Origin of the sequence: Hymenobacter miniatus (genome assembly GCF_016427455.1) — a bacterium.
GTDB lineage: Bacteria > Bacteroidota > Bacteroidia > Cytophagales > Hymenobacteraceae > Hymenobacter > Hymenobacter armeniacus.
In genome coordinates this window covers 67,130-84,275 of the sequence record NZ_JAELXR010000018.1, presented here as the reverse complement: position 1 = coordinate 84,275, position 17,146 = coordinate 67,130, and the positions used below count along the sequence as shown (strand labels likewise).

At 66.9% G+C, this 17,146-nt stretch carries 8 protein-coding genes; 1 reads left to right on the top strand and 7 read right to left on the bottom strand.

Annotation, left to right across the window (positions count from 1 at the left end):
• Positions 1 to 223: 223 nt before the first annotated feature.
• The 4 genes from JAO73_RS20890 to JAO73_RS20875 all read right to left on the bottom strand — a co-directional run bounded on the left by JAO73_RS20890 (position 224) and on the right by JAO73_RS20875 (position 9,950).
• Positions 224 to 4,261 (bottom strand): two-component regulator propeller domain-containing protein, encoded by a 4,038-nt coding sequence (locus JAO73_RS20890; protein ID WP_198979205.1) that lies wholly within the window; start codon positions 4,259 to 4,261, stop codon positions 224 to 226.
• A gap of 320 nt (positions 4,262 to 4,581) precedes the next feature.
• Positions 4,582 to 4,746 (bottom strand): hypothetical protein, encoded by a 165-nt coding sequence (locus JAO73_RS20885; RefSeq protein ID WP_198979204.1) that lies wholly within the window; start codon positions 4,744 to 4,746, stop codon positions 4,582 to 4,584.
• 81 nt (positions 4,747 to 4,827) lie between these two features.
• A complete protein-coding gene (locus JAO73_RS20880; protein WP_198979203.1) occupies positions 4,828 to 5,454 on the bottom strand; it encodes a GNAT family N-acetyltransferase in 627 nt (208 codons plus the stop codon).
• Between the two features lie 362 nt (positions 5,455 to 5,816).
• Positions 5,817 to 9,950, bottom strand: a complete 4,134-nt coding sequence (locus JAO73_RS20875) for an ATP-binding protein (protein ID WP_198979202.1) — start codon at positions 9,948 to 9,950, stop codon at positions 5,817 to 5,819.
• Positions 9,951 to 10,223: 273 nt separating this feature from the next.
• On the opposite strand from JAO73_RS20875, the gene clpX reads away from it, so the two are divergent.
• The gene (gene clpX / locus JAO73_RS20870) at positions 10,224 to 11,447 is read left to right on the top strand and encodes an ATP-dependent Clp protease ATP-binding subunit ClpX (RefSeq protein ID WP_198979201.1); all 1,224 of its coding nucleotides are present in this window, start codon (positions 10,224 to 10,226) and stop codon (positions 11,445 to 11,447) included.
• An 86-nt stretch (positions 11,448 to 11,533) separates the two neighbouring features.
• Here the strand turns inward: clpX and JAO73_RS20865 are convergent, their stop codons facing one another.
• From JAO73_RS20865 to JAO73_RS20855, 3 genes are all read right to left on the bottom strand, one after another.
• Positions 11,534 to 15,271 (bottom strand): choice-of-anchor Z repeating domain-containing protein, encoded by a 3,738-nt coding sequence (locus JAO73_RS20865; protein WP_198979200.1) that lies wholly within the window; start codon positions 15,269 to 15,271, stop codon positions 11,534 to 11,536.
• Between the two features lie 202 nt (positions 15,272 to 15,473).
• Positions 15,474 to 16,586, bottom strand: coding sequence for a lipid-A-disaccharide synthase (gene lpxB, locus JAO73_RS20860; protein WP_198979199.1), 1,113 nt, complete (start codon positions 16,584 to 16,586; stop codon positions 15,474 to 15,476).
• 124 nt (positions 16,587 to 16,710) lie between these two features.
• Positions 16,711 to 17,127, bottom strand: coding sequence for a 6-pyruvoyl trahydropterin synthase family protein (locus tag JAO73_RS20855; RefSeq protein ID WP_198979198.1), 417 nt, complete (start codon positions 17,125 to 17,127; stop codon positions 16,711 to 16,713).
• Positions 17,128 to 17,146: the final 19 nt, after the last annotated feature.

The window sequence follows — 17,146 nt, the reverse complement described above, 5'->3', positions numbered from 1 at the left end:
GGAAGATTTCGGGACAGCCCAGCGGTTTCCGCGGGTGTTTCAAATGCGTGCGAAGACGTGACGCGGCTTTGGATTCGGTTGCGACTACGTTGGTTTTTGCGCGCGCCCTCTTTTTTCCTGTCTTTTTTCCACACTTTTTTGGACGCAGCGTTTGTCAGCGTCGCGCCCACGCCGACTCACCACGGCCCAGAATGCGGCCTCTATCAGTTCCTTGTTTTTTCGCCTATTCCTTCCCGACCGTGCTGGGTGCGAAGCCAAAATGCCGCGAGAAGGCTGTGCTAAAATGGGCGGGGCTGCCATAGCCCACTTGGTACGCCACCTCGGCCACCGTGCCCGCGCGCGCCTGTAGCAACGCCAGCGCCCGTAGCAGGCGCGTGTTGCGCAGGTATTCGCCGGGCGCCTGGCCGGTCAGGGCCTTCAGCTTGCGGTGCAGTTGGGTGCGGCTCAGGCCAAGCTCCTGCCCCAACTGGTCTACCCCGTATGATTCATCGCCGAGGTGAGCCAGCACAGCGGCGTCGAACTTTGCCAAAAAGGCCTGGTCGAGTGAGGGCAGGCCCGCCACGGCCGCAGCGTGCACCGCCAGTTGGTTGGGCAGCGGAGCTTCGAGCACGCCGAGCGCTTCGGCGGGCGGGCTCGCCGCGGGAATGCCCGCCGCCAATTCGGCAAAGCGGGCGCGGTTTTGCTGGCTGAGTTGCAGCAGGCTGCGCACCTGGGCGCGCAACTCGCGCGGGCGGAACGGCTTTGGCAAGTAGGCATTGGCCCCGGTTTCGAGCCCAAGCAGCCGGTCGTCGGCCGAAGAGCGGGCGGTGAGCAGGACGACGGGGATGTGGCTGGTGGCCGGGTCGGCCTTGAGGGCGGCGCAGAGTTCGTGCCCACTTAGGCCGGGCATCATCACGTCGCTCACCACCACGTCGGGCACTTCGGCGCGGGCCCGGTCCAGACCGGAGGTGCCGTCGGCGGCCAGCAGCAGGCGGTAGCCGTCCGCCGCCAGCGCCTCGGCGATGAAGGCCCGCACCTCTGCGCTGTCCTCCACCACCAGCACCACCTCCCCTTCCGGCGCCGGGTCATCCAGGGCGAATAGCGCGGCCGCGGTTGCGGGCGCCGGTTCGGCGAGAACAGCCGGTGAACGGGTTGTTGCTGCGCCGTTAGCCGGCCCCGTGGGCTCGGCCGTGAGCACGCCCTTGGGCAGGCGCACCACAAAGCAAGCGCCCTGCCCGGGCTCGCTGCTCACCTCCACCGTGCCGCCGTGCAGGGCCACCAGCTCGCGCACCAGCGCCAAGCCAATGCCCGTGCCCTGCCGCGGCGAGCCCGTTTCGCCTTGGGCCCGGCCATTGGGGCTGGCTTGGTAGAAACGGTCGAACAGATGCGGCAGGTGCTCAGGGCCAATACCGGGGCCGGTATCGGCCACGGCCAGCTCTACCGTTCCGGCGGGGGCGGCCACGGTGGGCACGCTCTGGCTCAGGCGCAGCGCCACGGTGCCCCCCGCGGGTGTGAAGCGCAGGGCATTGGCCAGCAAGTTGGTCAACACTTCGTCGAGCTTTTCGGCGTCGAACACCAGCGGCACCGGGCCGGCCGGCGCTTCAAGCCGCAACACCACGCCCTGGCGGGCCGCCAGGTCTTCGAAACCGGCCAGCGTGTGCCGGACCAATTGCCCCACGTCGCCGCTGGTGGGGTGCAAGTGCAATGCCCCCGAATCAAGCTTGCTCAAATCCAGCAGTTGGTTGATGAGCGACAGCAGCTTGCGGGACTGGTTCAGCACCAGCCCGCCACGCTGCCGGCTCACGGCGTCGGGCGCTTCGTCGGCCAGCAGTTCGGCCGGGCCCAGAATGAGGGTCAGCGGCGTGCGCAGCTCGTGGCTGACATTGGTAAAGAAATCGGTTTTCACCCGGTCCATTTCCTGCAAGTGGCTCAAGGCCTGGCGCTCCAGACGGCGCTCGGCCCGCTCGCGCTCCTGGAGCCGGGTGCGCCGCCGCACCGCGTACAGCGCCAGCACCAACGCACCGGCGTAGAGGCCCCACGCCCACCAGCGGCGCCACCACGGCGCCTCAATGGTGAAAGCAAACGCCGCCGGCTGGCTCCAGCCCCCCTCGCCGTTGGTGGCCCGCACCTCAAAGGTGTAGGGGCCGGGCGGCAGGTTGGCAAACGTGGCCGAGGTGCCCGGTCCCGGCCCGGCCCACGCCTCGCCCAGTCCGCGCAGGCGGTATTGGTAGCGCACGCTGCCCGGCCGCGCCAAGCTCACGCCCCGGAAATCAAAGCTTAGCCCGTTTAGCTGATAAGGCAGGGTGAGGCCGGCCTGCAGAGCGGTGTCGCGTAGGTTCACCCGCAGGTTGGTGAGGCGCGGGCGGGGCGGCATTCCGGGCCGGGGCACGTGGCGGGGGTCGTAGAGCATAAGGCCGCCCACGGTGCCCATCCACACCTGCCCGCTGCCGGTGAGGAGGACGGCGTTTTCGTCGGTTTCGCCGCCCAGAAAGCCATCGGCCGGCGCGTAAGAGCGCACGGTGTTGAGGGCGGGGTCAAACACATCGATGCCCAAGTGGGTGCCTATCCACACGCGGCCGGCGCTGTCGCACTGCACAAAATACGGATTGATGGACTGCAGGCCCAGGTGCAGGCCGTAGGTGTGCAGGCGGCCGGTGGCGGGCTCGTAGCGCAACAGCGGCGCGCCCACCGGGCCCAGCCACAGGTGGCCGCGCCGGTCTTCGCTAATGGAGCCGATGGTGAGGCGCCCGGCCTGCCCATCCACCCGCCGAAACGTGTCGTGGTCGGTGTCGACGCTGACGAGGCCGGCGTCGTCGGAAGCCAGCCAGAGCCGGCCGGCCCGGTCGCGGTATACCTGCCAGAAATTGTTGCTCATCAGCCCCCGCTGCCCGCTGCGGAAGGTGCGGAAGGAATGGTTGGCGGGGTCGTACACCGTCACGCCGCGGCGGTGCGTCACCAGCCACACGCGGCCGCGGCGGTCTTCGGCCATGCTGGCCACGTACTGGCCCGCTAGGCCTTCCACGTTGTGGTTATAGGTTTCCCAACGGCCCGTTTGCAGGTCGTAGCGGCGGGCGCCTTCGCCCAGCGTGCCCACCCACATGCCACCGCGGCTATCGGGCAGCAGGCTGAGCACGTAGTGGCCGCGGCCGGTGCGGGCGGGCACCACCAGCGGGCGGGCTGGCGGCTGGGGCCCGGAGGCCGCAAGAGTGAGCCGGCCAATGTCGCGCTGGGTGCCCACCCACAGTTCTCCGCTTCGGGCCTGCGCCAAGGCGGTTACGGGGTTGGCAGGCAGGCCGTCAATGGTGGTGAATTGGGCAAACCGCTCGTCGGTCAAATACTGGTTGACGCCGGCGTCGGTGGCGGCCCACAGGCTGCCTTCGCGGTCCACCAGCACGTCGCAGGCGCGGTCGTCATCGAAGGTAGCCCGCGCCAGAATTAGCTGAAATCGAAGGGTATTCCCTTGAAAAACGCCCCGGTAAAGCCCGGCCACGGTATTCACCCACAAACGGCCGGCGGGGTCTTGCACCACGCGCAGCACCGGGCCCGCAGCCAACCCCGATTCCGGACCGTAGCGGCGCAGCTGCCACCCCCCAGCCGGCCTGGCGCCCACCCGCAATAATCCACGTGCCGAACCCACCCAGGCCACCGAGTCGCTCACGCGGTGGCAGCCGTAGGCGTGCTCGCGCAGGGCGGCGGGCAGGGCCGCCTGCTCGGCGGGCAGCGGCTGGCCCGTGCGGCGGTCGAACACCACCACGCCCTGGGGCGTGGTGGCCCACTGCCGCCCACGCAGGCCCGGGCCCAGCCATTCTACGGTGTCGGTGGGCAGGCCGCGGCCGGCGCTCCAATGCTGCACCACGGTGTCGGCGCGGCTTGGGGAAAAGCTCAGCCGCCACACGCCCTGCGCGTTAGACCCCAGCCATACGTCGGTTTGGCTGGCCCAAAGCGCCGCAATGCGGCCGGGCACGTGCAAGCCCGGCAGCGGCACCGGCCGGATGCGGCCGGTGGACCCCAAGGCCGCCAGGCCGGCGTATTTCTGGCCCAGCCACACGGTGCGGCCGTCGGGGGCCACGGCCACGGCTTGCACGTGCGAGTCGGGCAACCCCTCACGCCCGCCGTAGTTGCGGAATTCCTTGCCGTCGAAGACGCACACGCCGCCCTGGGTACCTATCCAGAGGCGGCCTTCCGGGTCTTGGCCCAGGCAATACACGCTGGACTGTACCAACCCATTAGCGGTGGTGTAGGAACGCACCGCCAAGGTTTGGGACGCTGCCGGAGCCGCCACAAACGCGAGAAGGCTAACCAGCCCGCACCACCGGGGCATTCGACGTGCAGCGGGTAGCAATGGCAACATGGAAGGACATAGGCCCGCTCCCGGCGGGTAGTTGGCCGGAAAACCGAGCAGTGGAATCAAATAAATATCCGGCGGTTACCGGTTGAGGCAGCGCGCCGGCGTGACATACTTTGCCACAAAACAGGCCGACCCGCCTGTAATATACAACTTGCAAAATATACTACAACCGAGCTGGTAAGGCGCTCTGTTGCTATGGAGGCACCTAGTTGGCAATGAGCTAGTGGCCCGGGGCACCAAGTAGCAACTGCTTGTTAAGCCGCAATGACGGCCAGCCGCATGCGGGCGGGGATGACGTTGGCGGCCGCAGGGTGCGGTTGTGGGGCAGTGGTGGCGGTGAAGGCCCAGCCGCTCGACCAAGCCGAGGTGACGGTTGACGACAAGAAAACCAGCTGCAGGTGAGGGATTTGAGGTTCCATAGGTATGTACACAAAATGTCCTGGGAAAGAGGCCAACGGCCGGGCTCCTAGTGGGCGCGCCGGCCGCCTTACCGGTTGGGCTCAGGCGTGGCCTTCGCGCACCAAGCCCCAATTGATGGGGGCGTCGGGGGTCTGGCCGGTGGCGCACTCCCCCATCAACCGAAACCCGAGCCGTTGAAAAAAGCCCAACAGCGTGGGCTGCTGCGTGTCGAGGTAGCAGGGCCTGTGGGCAGCCTGCATGGCAGCCAGCGTCACGCGCAGCAGGCGCTGGCCCAGGCCCCGGCCCCGGTCGGCGGGGCGCACGGCCAAGGCCAACAGGTAGTGTTGCTGGTGAGCCGTGAAACTGTGGCGCCGCAGCCACGTGGTGGCCACCAAAAAATGCCGCAGCCGCTGAAATCCGGCCCATTCCAAGCGCCAGAGCGCAGCCGGCAGCAGGGCGGTGCGCAGGAAGCGCCGCAGCGTGGCCGCCGGATGCTCGGGCCCAATCCAAACGGCCAGGGCATTGCCCTCGGGGTTGATGTACACGCGGCCGTAGCGTAGGCCGAAGCGCAGCACCTGTTCCAGCAGCCAGAGGCGCTGCCCATTGGCATCCGGGCCGGTGCAGCAGTAGTTCAGTACGGGATGCTCGGAACAGGCCGACTCCAGAAAGGCCGTGGCCCAGCTCAAATCGGCGGGCTCCAAGCGGCGCGCGGGCAAGGTCGTATCCATACTGCAAAAGCGTTGGAGGTGAAGCAAACGAAGGCGGCAGACGGGACAGAACCTACTTGTGCATTGCTCCGCCCTGGGTAGAGTTCGGACGCAGGCTGAGACGGGTAGAATTATTTGAAGCAGCGGCGCGGGGTATCGGCGTGAGCGCACCTTGCTGCCAAAACAACCCTTTTCCGTCTCAATTGCGGCACGGCGGCGTTGCCAATGCTTTGGCGCTTGTTGCAGGGCTTTCGCACGCGTTGCAAATGCATTGGCGTTTGTGGCATCTACTTGCCGCGGCTGCCCTGTCTTGCCCAAAAACCGGCATTTGGCCCGTCCTGTCGGGCGCCCGTGGTTTGCACTTTGTCCGGCCACGGACAGGTTCAGGCTTCGCTGCGGCCGGCTTTGTGGTGGCGCACCGTGGCGCTGGGCGGGTAGCCGAACTGCCGCGAAAACGCCGTGGAAAACGCCGCCGGACTTCCGAATCCAACCTGGTACGCCACTTCGGCCACCGTGCCCACCTGGGCCTGTAGCAGGGCCAGCGCCCGGTAGAGGCGCGCGCTCCGAATGCACTCGCCCGGCGACTGCCCGGTGAGGGCCTTCAGCTTGCGGTGCACTTGGGTGCGGCTCATGCCGATGTCGGCCCCGAGCTCATCAACGCCAAAGGTTTCGTCGCTTAGGTGCGCGAGCACCGACTCGTTGACGCGCCGGAGGAATTCCTGGTCGAGAGAAGGCAGGCCGGCCACGGCTTCGGCGTGGGCCGCCAGGCGGCTGGCCGGCTCGTCATCGGCCAGGGCCGGCGGGGCATGCTCGGCTCCAAAGCGGGCGCGCACGCGCTGGCCCAGCACCAGCAGGTTGCGCACCTGCGCCCGTAGCTCGCGCGGGTTGAAGGGCTTGGCCAGAAAGCTGTCGGCCCCGGTTTCGAGGCCTTCGAGCTTGTCGGCGGGGCCCGACTTGGCGGTGAGCAGCACCACCGGAATGTGGCTGGTGGCGGGGTCGGTTTTGAGAGCAGCGCACACCTGGTAGCCGTCCAGGCCGGGCATCATCACGTCGCTCACCACCACGTCGGGCACTTCGGCGCGGGCCCGGTCCAGACCAGAGGTGCCGTCGGCGGCCAGCAGCAGGCGGTAGCCCTCCGGGGCCAGCGCGTCGTGCACAAAGCGGCGTACTTCCTCGTTGTCTTCGATGACGAGCACCAGCGGCGCATGGGGCAGCGCCAATTCGGCCGGGCTTGCGGCATCCTCGGCCCCAGCCTCCGGCATCTTGGGCACGGGGGCGGCAGATGGCGGCAGTGTTTCGGCAACCGAGCGCAGCCCGCGCGGCAGCTCCACCGTGAACGTAGAGCCCGCCCCCGGTTCGCTGGCCACGGCCACGGTGCCGCCGTGCAGCACCGTGAGCTCGCGCACCAGCGCCAGCCCGATGCCCGTGCCGGTGCGCGGTTTGCCGGGCACGCTGTGGGCCTGGTAGTACCGGTCGAATAGAAACGGCAGGTCGGCGGCGGCAATGCCGGGGCCGGTGTCGCGCACGGCAATCGTGACACGGCCCGCCGGCGCGGCGGCCGTGGCCGGCAGCTCGGCCACGCTGACGGTGACGGTGCCGCCCGCGGGTGTGAACCGCAGTGCATTGGCCAGCAGGTTGGTCACTATTTCTTCCAGCTTGGCGGCGTCGAACACCAGCGGTACGGCCGTGGCCGGGGCCTCGCAATGCAGGGCAATGCGGCGGCTTTCGGCCAGCGAGGCAAACGAGGCCACCAGGTGCCGCACGGCAGCAGCGGCATCGCCAGGCGTAGGCTGCAGGCGGAGGGCCCCGGCTTCGAGCTTGCTCAAATCCAGCACCTGGTTGATGAGGGTCAGCAGCTTGCGGGCGTTGCGCAACACGAGGCTACCCATGTGGCGAGTGGTAAGGTCGGGGGCGTCGGCGGCCAGGGTTTCGGCGGGCCCCAGAATGAGGGTGAGCGGCGTGCGGAATTCGTGGCTGATGTCGGTAAAGAAATCGTTTTTCACCCGGTCCATCTCCAGCAAATGCTCCAAGGCCTGGCGCTCGAGTTGGCGGTCGGCCCGCTCCCGCTCGCGGCTGCGCGTGTAGGCCCGCACCCAATAGATGGTCAGGCCAAAGCCCAGGGCATACAGTGCATAGGCCCACCACGTGCGCCACCACGGCGGCCGGATGCTGAACGAATACGCGGCCGCCACGGGGCTCCACACGCCGGCCTCGTTGGCGGCGCGCAGTTCGAAGCGGTAGTCGCCGGGGGGCAGGTTGGTGTAGGCGGCCGAGCGCGCGGCCAAGGGCCGGGTCCAGTCGTCGTCAAATCCCCGCAGGCGGTACTGGTAGCGCACGCGGCCGGGGTTGGTGAGGCTGTTGGCGCTGTAGTCGAAGGTGAGGTGATTGAGGAAATGGGGCAGGCTGGCGCCGGGCCGCAGGGCCGTGTCGCGCCGGAACAGGCGCAGCCCCGTGAGGCGCGGATAGGGCGCCACGCGGTTGGGGCGGGCGCCGGCGGGCGTGTAGCGCATCAGGCCCGCCACGGTGCCGGCCCAGAGCGTCCCGTTGGGCTCGGCCAGTACGGCGTTGATGCCGGTTTCCTGCCCCATAAATCCCTCTTCGCGGCCAAAAAAAGTTTGGCGGCCGGGGCCGGGCTCGTAGCGCAGCAGGCCGCGGGTGGTGCCCAGCCACACGTCGCCGCGGGCGTCGCATTGCACAAAATATGGGTTGTCGAGGTGGGCGCCGGGCTCTTCGCGCAGGGGCACTTGGCGCAAGCCGCGGGCCGCGTGGGCGGGGTCGTGGGTGAAGATGCCTTCGCCGAAGCTGCTCATCCACAACGCCCCCCGCAAGTCTTCGGTGATGGAAAAAATGGACAGCGGCTCGGCCCCGGCCGGCCGGGGCGCCACCATCCGGAAGCGCAAGCCGGGCGCGCCGCTGGGCCGCGTCGTTTCTTCGGCCTGCAGCAGGCCCGCGTTTTCGGTGCCCAGCCACATGGTGCCGGCGCGGCTGCGCAGCACTTTCATCACGCGGCGGGCCCCGGCCAGCGCCGGGCCCACGTATTGCTCAACGCGGCCCGTGGCAGGGTCGTAGATGACAAGGCCGTTGGTTTCGGTGGCCAGCCAAATGCGGCCGTGGGCGTCCTCCACCATGCTGGCCACCGTGGTTTCGGCCAGGGCCGGAATCTCCGGACTGAGCAAGCGCCAACGGCGGTTGCCGGCCTCCCACACCGCCGAGCCTCCCTGAATGGTGCCCACCCACACGTCGCCGTTGGCGCGGGGCAGCACCGCCCGCACAATGTTGTGCAGGTCGGGCTCGCGGCGGGGCAGCACCTGGCAGCGCGTGCCGCCCGCGGCCCCCGGGCTGAATAGCGCCAGGCCGTCGTTGGTGCCCACCCAGTAGCTGCCGGGTGCGCCCTGGGCCGGCGCCAGGGCATAGACTTTGGTGCCCGGCAGGCCGTCGGCCGTGTCAAACAACGCAAACCGCGCGTCGGGCAAGTACTGGGTCAGGCCGTTGGCCGACGTGGACCACAAGTTGCCTTCGCGGTCGAGCAGCAGGTCGCCGCGGCGGTAGCTGTGCGAAATAAGGCCGGTGCCGGGCAGGCAGCGGGCCGCCGAGGCAGTGGGCGTGGGCAGGTAGCACAGGCCGTTGCCGGTGAGGGCCCACACGCGGCCCGCGCGGCCGGGCTCGGCCACCACGCGCAGCACGCGGTCGGAGCACAGGCCCTGGGCGGCAGTGTAGCGCCGCACCCGCCCGCCCGCCGCGGGCGGGTCGAGCACAAACAGGCCCGCCGTGGGCGTACTGCACCACAGGCGGCCATCAGGGGCGGCGCTCAGGCCCACCACGGCCCCGGTGCGGAGCTCAGCGGGCAGCGCCGCCGGGAGCGGGCGGGGCCGGCCGGTGGTGGCGTCGAGCAGGCGCAGGCCTTCGTCGGAGCCCACCCACAGGCCGCCGGCCGGCGCCGGCAGGAGGGCGCTCACGGCCTTGGGCTTGTCGTCGGAGCCGGCGCGGGCCTGCACCTGCTGGGCAATGGGCATGGCCAGGCTGTCGCCGGGCATGGGCGCATCGGGCCAGCGCAGGCAGTAGAGCGCCCCTCCGGCCGTGCCCACCCACAGGCGGCGGCGGGTGCCGGTGCCCTGGGGCAGCAGGGTGAGCACCTGGGCAAAACGGCCCTGCGTGCGGCGCGGCGTGATGCGTCGGGCCCGGCCCGTGGCCGCGTTGTAGTAGCAAATGGAGCCGTCGCGCATGCCCAGCCACATGTTGGCACCGGGGCCGGGGTCGGCAGCCAGGGTGGTGACGCGGGTGTTGGGCAGGCCCGAGCGGGTGGTGAGGGAATGAAACTCGTGGCCGTCGTACCAGGCGGCGCCCACTTCCGACACCAGCCAGAGCCGGCCCTGGCCGTCCTGGGCCAGGTCGCTCACGCTGGTTTCGGGCAGGCCTTCGCTCAGGCCGAAGCGACGCGAGGGCAGCGTCTGGGCCTGGGCGGCCGGCGGGCCCGCGAGCAGGCAGGCGCCCAGCAGCCCTAAGCCCAACCGTAGCACGGCCAGCAGGCCGTGCCACCTTTGGCGAAAAAAAGGCGTCCTTAATCGTCTGCTCATCATAGCGAACCAGGGCTCAACTACCTGATAATTGCCTGCAACGCAACCTGCTTGCGCTGATGCCTCAGGCTTTAAAACTACGAAATATCTACAGAGCGCACTATCTTAGTCTTTGCGCAAGGGCACCATTTTTCTCGTCGAAGGCGTTGGGCATGTCGTACCTTTGAGCCCGCTTGTCCAAAATCCTGCCCCTCACTCGTCTCTATTCCTCTTTCCGTGGCCGAAATATCCTGTTCCTTTTGCAATAAGAGCAAGCGCGAAGTCGCCGTCATGATTTCGGGCATCAACGCCCACATCTGCGAGAAATGCGTGGGCCAGGCCCAGCACATCCTCGACGAGGAGGCCAAGGCGCAGGACGCCAGCAAGCAGCCCAAGTTCAACCTCATCAAGCCCAAGGCCATCAAGGAGCACTTGGACCAGTACGTGGTGGGCCAGGACGAAGCCAAGCGCGTGATGAGCGTAGCGGTGTACAACCACTACAAGCGCCTGATGCAGAAGCCTTCCGAAGACGAAGTGCAGATTGAGAAGTCCAACATCATCATGGTGGGCGAAACCGGCACCGGCAAGACCTTCCTGGCCCGCATGCTGGCCAAAATCCTGCAAGTGCCCTTCTGCATCGCCGACGCCACCGTGCTGACGGAGGCCGGCTACGTGGGCGAAGACGTGGAAAGCATCCTCACCCGCCTGCTGCAAGCCGCTGATTACAACCTCGAAGCCGCCGAGCGCGGCATTGTGTACATCGACGAAATCGACAAGATTGCCCGCAAGAGCGACAACCCCAGCATCACGCGCGACGTGAGCGGCGAAGGCGTGCAGCAGGCGTTGCTGAAGCTCCTGGAGGGCACCAACATCAACGTGCCGCCCCAGGGCGGGCGCAAGCACCCCGAGCAAAAGATGATTTCGGTGAACACCGAGAACATCCTCTTCATCTGCGGCGGCGCCTTCTCGGGCCTCGACCGCATCATCAAGAGCCGCCTGAACACCAAGCCGCTGGGCTTTGCCAAGACTAACCTAGAAGAGCAGGTCGACACCGAGAATTTCCTGCGCTACGTGTCGGCCCAGGACATCAAGAGCTTCGGCCTCATCCCCGAGCTCATCGGCCGCCTGCCCGTGCTCACCCACCTCAACCCCCTGGACCGCACCACGCTGCGCATGATTCTAACCGAGCCTAAAAACTCGCTCGTGCGCCAGTACAAGCGCCTGTTCGGCATGGAAAACATCGAGCTCGACTTCACCGAAGACGCGCTGGAGTACATCGTGGAAAAGGCCGACGAGTACCGCCTTGGCGCGCGCGGCCTGCGCTCCATCTGCGAGAGCATCATGACCGACGCCATGTTCGAGATGCCCTCCGAAGAAGGCGCCGACAAGCTGCAAATCAACCTGAGCTACTGCCGCAGCAAGTTCGAGAAGTCGACGCTGCGCCACATGCGCGCGGCGTAGTTGAACTAACAATCAAGAATTAAAAATGCCCGCCTGAATCGTCAAGCGGGCATTTTTAATTCTTGATTGTTAGTTCTTAATTGACATTACTCCACCACCACGCGCTGCACGCTGGGCGCGCGGCCTTCCGTGTGCACGGTGAGCAGGTAGGTGCCGGCGGCCAGGCCGGCCGTCGACAGCTCGGCGGTGCTGCCGCTGAAGGTGCGGGTGCTCACGAGTTGGCCCAGCACGTTGCGCAGCGTGAGGCTGGCCGACTTGGCGGGCAAGGCCAGCGTGAGGTGCAAGGTGCCTTTGGCCGCAATGGGGTTGGGCCACACGCTAAACTCGCTTTTGCTGGCATTGGCCGTGGCCGAAATGGCCGTTACGGTGAAGGGGCTGCCGTTGCTGGCGCCGTTGGGCGTGGCCACAAATACGTCGCCGGTGGTGGCGCCGGTGGGCACCGTGGCCGTAATCTGGGTGGCCGAATTCACCGTGTAAGTGGCCCGCAGGCCGTTGAAACGCACCGCCGTGGCACCCGTGAAATCGGTGCCGGTGATGGTAACGGTGGTGCCCACCGGGCCGCTATTAGGCGAGAGCTGCGCGATGGTGGGCGCCGGCGCAGAGCAGGTGGCACGCAGCACAAACGTGCCTTCTTCGCCGTTGAAGCCGGTCACGAAAATGCGGTACGTGGTGCCCGCCGCCGCCATAAAGGTGAGCTCCGACGATACGCCCCCGTTGAGGTTGCAGGACGGGCCGTCGTCGTTGCCGGCCACGCACACGTAAGCGCCGCAAGCCCCTTCGTACACAAACAGCTTGGTATCGAAGTCGGTACCGGCGTTGCAGGTCGAGACGGTGATGTTGGTGCCCGTGCCCACAATGGTGTAGAACACGCCGCCCGCGTCAATGTCTTCCACGCAGGTGCCGGTGGGGTCGCCCACGTCACTCGCGTTCACGGTGGTGCCCGTCACGGTCTGGCCGCAGGTAATGGCAATGGCGCTGGCGCAGGCGTCGTTGACGGGCTGCACGTTGAAGTTGAACGACGACGTGCCCGTGCCGCCGGTGGCCGTGATGGCCACGGGGCCGGTGGTGGCACCGGTGGGCACCGTCACCGTAATCTGGGTGGCCGAATTCACGGTGAACACCGGCGCCACGGTGCCGTTGAACGTGACCTGCGTGGCACCCGTGAAGCCGGTGCCCGTGACCACCACCACCGTGCCCGGCTGTCCCGCCGACGGCGAGAACGAGGTGATAGTGGGCGGCAGAATGACCGTGAACGGGCTGGTCGAAACGGCCGTGTTCACCGGCGTAGTCACGGCGAGGGGGCCCGTGGTGGCGCCCGTCGGCACCGTGGCCGTAATCTGCGTGGCCGAGTTCACGGTGAACGCCACGGCCGCTACGTTGTTGAAACGCACCTCCGTGGCGCCCGTGAAGTTGGTGCCCGTGATGACCACCGGCGTGCCAACGGTGCCGCTGGTGGGCGTGAAGCTGGTGATGGCGGGCGGCGCACCCACCACAAACGGCGTTGCCGAGGTGCCCGTGCCAGTGGGCGCCGTCACGGCGAGGGGGCCCGTGGTGGTGCCCGCCGCCACCGTGGCCGTGAGTTGCGTAGCCGATACCACCGTGAAGCTAGCCGCCGGCGTCCCGTTGAAGGCCACGACCGTGGCGCCCGTGAAATTGGAGCCCAGCACCGTAACCACCGTGCCGGCCAGGCCGCCCGTGGGCGTGAAGCTGGTGATGGTGGGCCCCACTGCGGGCGGCGAAATGGTAAAGTTGGCATCCGAGATGTCGAAGAAGTAGTTATCGGCGGCTTCCACCATGAGGCGGGCCTGCGCCTGCGTCGTGGTGGGGCTGGGCGCCACCACCACGGCCGAGCCGTTGTTGGGCACGTTTTGGGCCAGCACCGTGGGGTAGGTCAGGCCGCCGTCGAGGCTGAGGCGGACGTTGACCACGGCGCAGCTCACCGGGGCCGCGTTGGTGCCGGCCACGTCCCAGGTCACGGTTTGGGCGGCGCCACCGGTCCAGGTCACGGCCGCGTTGGGATACTGCACCACGAAGGGGCCGGCCGCGGCGCTGCTGCTCAGGCTGACGGTGCTGCTATAGTTCACGCCGCCAATGACGCCCACCGGGCCGCTGTGCTGGTCGCGCACGGTTACCCGGAAGTTGAGGGGGCGCGTCACGGTGGGCAGGCGCTCGCCTATCACCGTGGTGTTGTTCAGCAGGCTGGGCAGGCGCGGGAAATAGCGCGTGGGGTCGGCGCTGGGCACGAAGGAGCGAAACAGCGGAATGGTCTGGCCGGGCACCTGGGTGGCGTTGGGCGAGCCCGAAGGACCCAGGTCCAGCTCTTCCCACATGTAGGTCAGGGCGTCGTTTTCGGCGTCGGTGGCACTGGCCGTGAGCTTGAAGGGCGTGCCGATGGGCAGCACTTTACCGCTGGCGGGCACGGCCGTCACCACGGGGGCGGTGTTGCCAGTGGCCGAATTCACGCTGCAGGTGGTACCGTCGATGAAGGCACGCATTTCCTGATAGTTGGCCGTATGAAAAATGGCGTCTGAGTTCGGCTGCAGGTTATTCGAGGGGCCGCAAATGCCCGCGTAGGCCATGATGGTGGAACCCGAGCCCGGCTCGTAGGCCGTGCTGGCGTTGCGGTTGCCGTCGCAACTGCCGTTGCTGTCGTTGTTGAAGGTGTGGTTGCCGCCAAACTGGTGGCCCATCTCATGGGCCACGTAGTCGATGTCGAAAGCATCGCCCACGGGGCTCGGCGAGCCCGTCACGCCGCGCGCCTTATCGGCGTTGTCGCACACCACGCCCAAGTAGGCCACGCCGCCGCCGCCGGTGCTCACCACGTGGCCGATGTCGTAGTTGTTCACCCCGATGATGGTGTTGATGTTGGTCTTGTTCTGGTCCAGCATCAGGTCGCCGTTGTTGTTGGTGTAGGGCACGGGCGGTGCCGTCCCGCCGTTCAGAAAAATCAGCTGGTTATTATTGGGGATGAGCACCATGCGCACGGCCAGCTCTTTTTCATACACGCCCACCACGCGGTTTACGGTGGTGACTTCGCCGGCCATAACGCCGGCCACGGTGTTGCCTTTGGTCGCGGCATACTCCGGGGTGCAGGCCAGGGCCAGGCGGTAGGTGCGCAGCTGCGGGCCGCTCGAGAGCACACTGGCCGTGCGCTGGGCAATGGTGGCCACCGAGCGGGCCGCTTTGGCCTTGGCTCCGTCCTTTTTGGGGTCGAAGGCGCACACCAGAGCCGAACCGGCCGCGGCGCGGTTCATGTCTTTCTTGTAAAAGCCGAGGTAATGCCGCGCATCGGTGCGGCTCACGGGGTCGATGTAGAAGCTGTTGCCGTTGCCGGTGAGCACCTGGGCATGGAAGCCGGCGGGCGTCAGGTCGAGGCGCACGGTGGCGGCTGGGTCGTCGAGGCCCACGCCCGCATAAGTGGTGATATCGGGGAAGTGCGCGGCTAGGTCGGGCGCCATCACGGGCGCGTTGCGCACGGCAAAGCGGCCCAGGCGGCCGTTGGGCAGCGGCAGCGCCAGCACCAGTGGGGCGGCACCGGCCTGGGTTTCGGAGGGCGCGGTGGCCAGGGCGGTGCGCAGGCCGGCCACGTCCAGCGTCAGCGGCTGGGCATGAAACAAAGCCGCCGACAGCGGCGAAGCGGCCGCGGCCGCCTTGGCCTCGGCATCAGCCCGGAAAAACGGCGAATCGAGTTGCTGGGCCTGAGCGGCCGCCGAGAGGCCCAACAGCGCGAGCAGCAGCAGGCCCACGCGCGCCGCCCCCTTGCGGGCCGACGAACAAGCGGGTGACTGTGGGGTGGCCGGCCGGGGCTGGTACGGTTGCTTCATTCTAAATCAACGGATTGGGGTGGAAGTAGCAAATATAACCCGTGCCCGTGCTTGGGCAGTGCCCAATCGACCAATGAGCAATTCGAATCGGCTGCCTCTCCGGGCGCTCCCGCCGCCCACAAAAACGCCGCGCCCCGAAGCAAGCTCCGAGGCGCGGCGTTGGATAAGCCCGCTCACACGGCGGCCCCGACGGGCCGCGGCGCTAAGCGGTTTTGAGGTATTTCACCATCAGCTCGGCCGTTTTGCGGGCGGCCTGCTGCTGGCCCAGCTTCTCCCGGATGTCGGCGTAGCCAGCCTTGATGCGGGCCTGGTAATCGGCATCGGTGAGCATCGTGCGCAGCTCGTCGAGCAGGTTGCGGGCGTTGAAGTTACCCTGAATCAACTCCTTCACCACTTCGCGCCCGGCAATGAGGTTGACCAGCGAAATGTATGGCACCTTAATCACCATCTTGCCAATGGTATAGCTCAGCAGGCTGGTGCGGTAGCACACAATCTGGGGCACGCCAAACAGGGCGGTTTCCAGCGTGGCCGTGCCGCTCGTGACCAGTGCCGCCGTGGCGTGGGCCAGCAGGTCGAAGGTCTGGTCGAACACGAAACGAATGCCGTTGCGGTGGAAGTGCTTGTAGTAGTTAGGGTCGAGGTTGGTGACGCCGGCCACCACAAACTGGTACTCCTGAAAGCCGGGCAAGATGGCAATCATCTCGTGCAGCATCTCCTCGATTTCCTGCTTGCGCGAGCCCGGCAGCACCGCAATGATGGGCCGCTCCGGGTCGAGGCGGTTGCGCTCGTAGAAGTCGGTGGTGGGCTGAAACTCGGCCACGGCGTCGGCGGTGGGGTTGCCGGTGTAGTCGATTTCGTAGCCAAACTTGGCGTAGAACTCCCGCTCAAACGGCAGGATGGCAAACATCTTGTCGACGTAGGCCTTCACCTTCTCGACGCGGCCCTGGTTCCAGGCCCAGATTTTGGGCGAGATGTAGTAGAACACCTTGATGCCGTGCTCTTTGGCAAAGCGAGCCATGCGCAGGTTAAAGCCGGCGTAGTCCACCAGAATCAACACGTCGGGCTTGAAGGCGAGGATGTCCTGCTGGCACTGCTTGAGGTAGCCGCGAAACTTGAGGACGCTGGTGGCTGCTTCCACAAAGCCCATGATGGCCAGCTCTTTGTAATGGCGCACCAGCTCGCCGCCCTCGGCCTCCATCATGTCGCCGCCCCAGAAGCGGAACTGCGCTTCTGCGTCCTGCAGGCGCAGCTCGCGCATGAGGTGAGCGGCGTGAAAATCGCCCGACCGTTCGCCGGCTATCAAGTAGTATTTCATTAAAACAGTTATCAGTTAGTAGGTATCAGTGAGCAGTTTGCCGTTATCGTTTCCGTTGCACTTATCCGAAGCGAAGCGGCTCCGGACAACTGCTAACTGTCAACTGATAACTGTTCGCTGATGGCTAGCCGCCGTAATATTCCACGAAGTTGCGCGGCGTTTCGTAGAGTTTAACGCAGTGCAGGCGGGCTTGGGTGATGGCGGGCAGCTCGCGCTCGATGATTTGCCAGAAGGCAATGGCCAGGTTCTCGGTGCTGGCCATCTGGCCGGCCATGAAAGGCACGTCGAGGTTGAGGTTTTTGTGGTCGACCTGGTCGGTGATGTGCGTGCGCAGCAGGTCGGAAAGGGCCTTCAAATCGACCACGAAGCCGGTTTCGGGGTCGGGGTCGCCCTTCACCGTCACGATGAGGTCGTAGTTGTGGCCGTGCCAGTTGGTGTTGGCGCAGGGGCCGAACACCTCGCGGTTGCGCTCCTCGCTCCACTTGGGGTTGTAGAGCTTGTGGGCGGCGTTGAAATGTTCCTGGCGGCTGATGTATATCATTCTAGTTGTCAGTTGCTAG